The sequence below is a fragment of the Ralstonia sp. RL genome (assembly GCF_001683835.1).
Taxonomy (GTDB): Bacteria; Pseudomonadota; Gammaproteobacteria; order Burkholderiales; family Burkholderiaceae; genus Ralstonia; species Ralstonia mannitolilytica.
In genome coordinates this window covers 1-2,569 of the sequence record NZ_LWRX01000238.1, presented here as the reverse complement: position 1 = coordinate 2,569, position 2,569 = coordinate 1, and the positions used below count along the sequence as shown (strand labels likewise).

The following is a 2,569-nucleotide window of genomic DNA, read 5'->3' as shown; positions in this document are numbered from 1 at the left end:
CGCTTCCCGCTGCGGGCGGCACGCTGTGCGGCGACTGCCTGCGGCAGGCGCCCGCCTTTGATGCGACAATCGTCGCTGCCGATTATGCGCCGCCGGTCGATCAACTGGTATTGGCGCTGAAATTCGGGAACCGGCTGGAACTGGCGCCGCTGATGGCGCGCATGCTGCGCGACGCGGCATTGCGGGCGCAGAAGCTGCCGTTGCCGTCGCTGCTGACCGCCGTGCCGCTCGGCTCCGGCCGCCTGGCCGAACGGGGCTTCAATCAGGCACTGGAAATCGCAAAGCCGCTGTCGCGCGCCCTGGGCGTTGCGCTGGCCGCGCGGCTGACGGAACGCCAGCGCGAAACGGCCGCCCAGGCCTTGCTGCATCCCGATGAGCGAATGCGAAACATGCGCCGGGCCTTCATCGTTTCCAGTCACGCCCTGGAACGCGTACGCGGCGCCCATGTCGGCGTGGTGGATGACGTGATGACCACGGGCGCGACGCTGAACGAGCTGGCGGCGACGCTCAAGCGCTTCGGCGCCGCGCGTGTGACCAATTTCGTATTTGCCCGCACATTACCGGATTGAATAAGGGAGTAGATCTTGTTTCATGTCGTACTGGTCGAGCCGGAGATTCCACCCAATACCGGCAATGTGATCCGCCTGTGCGCCAACACCGGCGCGCAGCTGCACCTGATCGAGCCGCTCGGTTTCCCCCTGGACGACGCGAAGATGCGGCGCGCCGGGCTCGATTATCACGAGTACGCGCGCATGAAGGTGCACCGCGACTGGGCCGCTTACATCGAGAGCGAGGCGCCGGACCCGGCGCGCATGTTCGCCCTGACCACGCGGGGCTCGACGCCGTTCGCCTCCGTCGCGTTTTTGCCCGGCGACGTATTCGTGTTCGGTTCCGAGACCAGAGGGCTGGCTGACGCGCTGCGCGACTCGTTTCCGCCCACGCAGCGCATCCGGCTGCCGATGCGTCCGGACAATCGCAGCTTGAATCTTTCCAACACCGTCGCGGTCGTCGTCTACGAAGCATGGCGGCAGAACGGCTTCGCAGGCGGCAGTTGACGTAAACAGCGCATTCCCACTTATCCACGAGGACTCATCATGCATCTTCGCACCATCTTCGCACTGGCATTGACATTGACCACCGGCGCGGCGCTCGCCGCCGATTACAAAGCGGCCAATTTGCGCATCGTCGATCCCTATGCGCGTCCGACCGTCGCCAACCAGCCCGCCGGCGCAGCCTTCCTGACGATCGAAAATCAGGGCAGCAGCGCGGACAAGCTGATTGCGGCCAGTTCGCCGGTCGCGAAATCGGTCGAAATCCACTCCATGTCGATGGAAGGCAATGTGATGAAAATGCGCGAGGTGCCGGGCATCGATCTGCCGCCGTCCGCCAAGATCACGATGCAGCCGGGCCACGGCTATCACCTGATGCTGTTCGGCCTGCGCCAGCCGCTGAAGGCGGGCGACACCTTCCCGATGACGCTGACCTTCGAGAAGGCCGGCAAAACCGAAGTGAGCGTCACGGTCGAGAACAAGGGTGCGGCCGGCGGCATGCAGCACATGCACTGAGACGGCGCCCGGCGCTGCGGCGTCAGGCTGTCACGAGTTGTACGGTTGCGCGGACCTCTCCGGTGTATAGTCCGCGCAGGTTGCGCAGCTGCGGGCGCAGCCAGGGCGCGAGCGGAGTGGCCTCGACCGTTCCGATCAGGCCCAGCTGCTGCAGCACCGCCACGGCCGCCGGATAGAGCGCACGCGGATTGCCGTCAGCCACCTTCAAGGCGATCCCCAGCCCGGCGGAACGGATGCCGATCGCCTGCACGGCTTCGGCGCCGCCCTTGGCCACCCAGTCGCCTGGCGCGGTCCGCATGAAGGCGAGGTCGATGCGGCCGGTGCCCGACACGAGCTCGGGATGCGCGGTCATCGCGTCGAACAGCGGCACCAGCAAGTCGCCGTCTTCCGGATCCGCGGCGCCCTGCGCCAGGCGCGCGTAGGCGAACGCCAGGCGCGACAACGGCAGCGCGTAATTCGGCGCCGAGCAGCCGTCGATACCCGCCTTCAGGCCGGCCTCCGGCACTCCCGCCACCCGCGCGACGTTTTCCCGTATCGCCTGCTGCAAGGGATGTGCGGGATCGATATAGCTGTCCAGCGGCAGCCCATGCTGCACGCAATACGCAAGAAAGCCGGCATGCTTGCCGCTGCAATTGTTATGCAGCTGGCTGAAGCGCTCCTGCGCCGGCGGATGCTTGTCTTCAGTCGCATAGTGGATGGGCACGTGGCAGCCGCAGCGCAGATGATGTTCTGCGCAGCCGGCCTTGTGCAGCATCGCCTGCACCGTCTCGACATGCATCGGCTCGCCGGAGTGGCTCGCGCACATCAGCGCGATTTCCCTGCTGCCGAAGCCGAAATGCGCGGGCCCGCCGGCCCGCATGAAGGGCAGCGCCTGGAACGGCTTGAGCGTCGAGCGGGTGAATGTGAGGAAATGCGGGTCGCCGGCGCGGTACAGCAATTCGCCGCGAGCATTGACGACGGCGACCGCGCCGACATGCAGCGACTCGACCTGGCCGCCGCGCGTG

Annotated in this window: 4 protein-coding genes; 3 read left to right on the top strand and 1 reads right to left on the bottom strand. The window is 66.5% G+C overall.

Annotation, left to right across the window (positions count from 1 at the left end; genetic code table 11):
* The 3 genes from A6M56_RS21260 to A6M56_RS21250 all read left to right on the top strand — a co-directional run.
* Positions 1-569: ComF family protein (locus A6M56_RS21260; protein ID WP_286758400.1), on the top strand; the 569-nt coding region annotated here is incomplete at its 5' end.
* 15 nt (positions 570-584) lie between these two features.
* Positions 585-1,055, top strand: a complete 471-nt coding sequence (trmL, locus tag A6M56_RS21255; protein ID WP_286758399.1) for a tRNA (uridine(34)/cytosine(34)/5-carboxymethylaminomethyluridine(34)-2'-O)-methyltransferase TrmL — start codon at positions 585-587, stop codon at positions 1,053-1,055.
* 75 nt (positions 1,056-1,130) lie between these two features.
* Entirely contained in the window at positions 1,131-1,565 is a 435-nt protein-coding gene (locus A6M56_RS21250; RefSeq protein WP_502686951.1) for a copper chaperone PCu(A)C, read from the top strand.
* Positions 1,566-1,587: 22 nt separating this feature from the next.
* On the opposite strand, the gene A6M56_RS21245 is transcribed toward A6M56_RS21250, so the two are convergent.
* The coding region (locus A6M56_RS21245) for an asparaginase (protein ID WP_286758397.1) at positions 1,588-2,569 on the bottom strand (982 nt) is incomplete at its 5' end.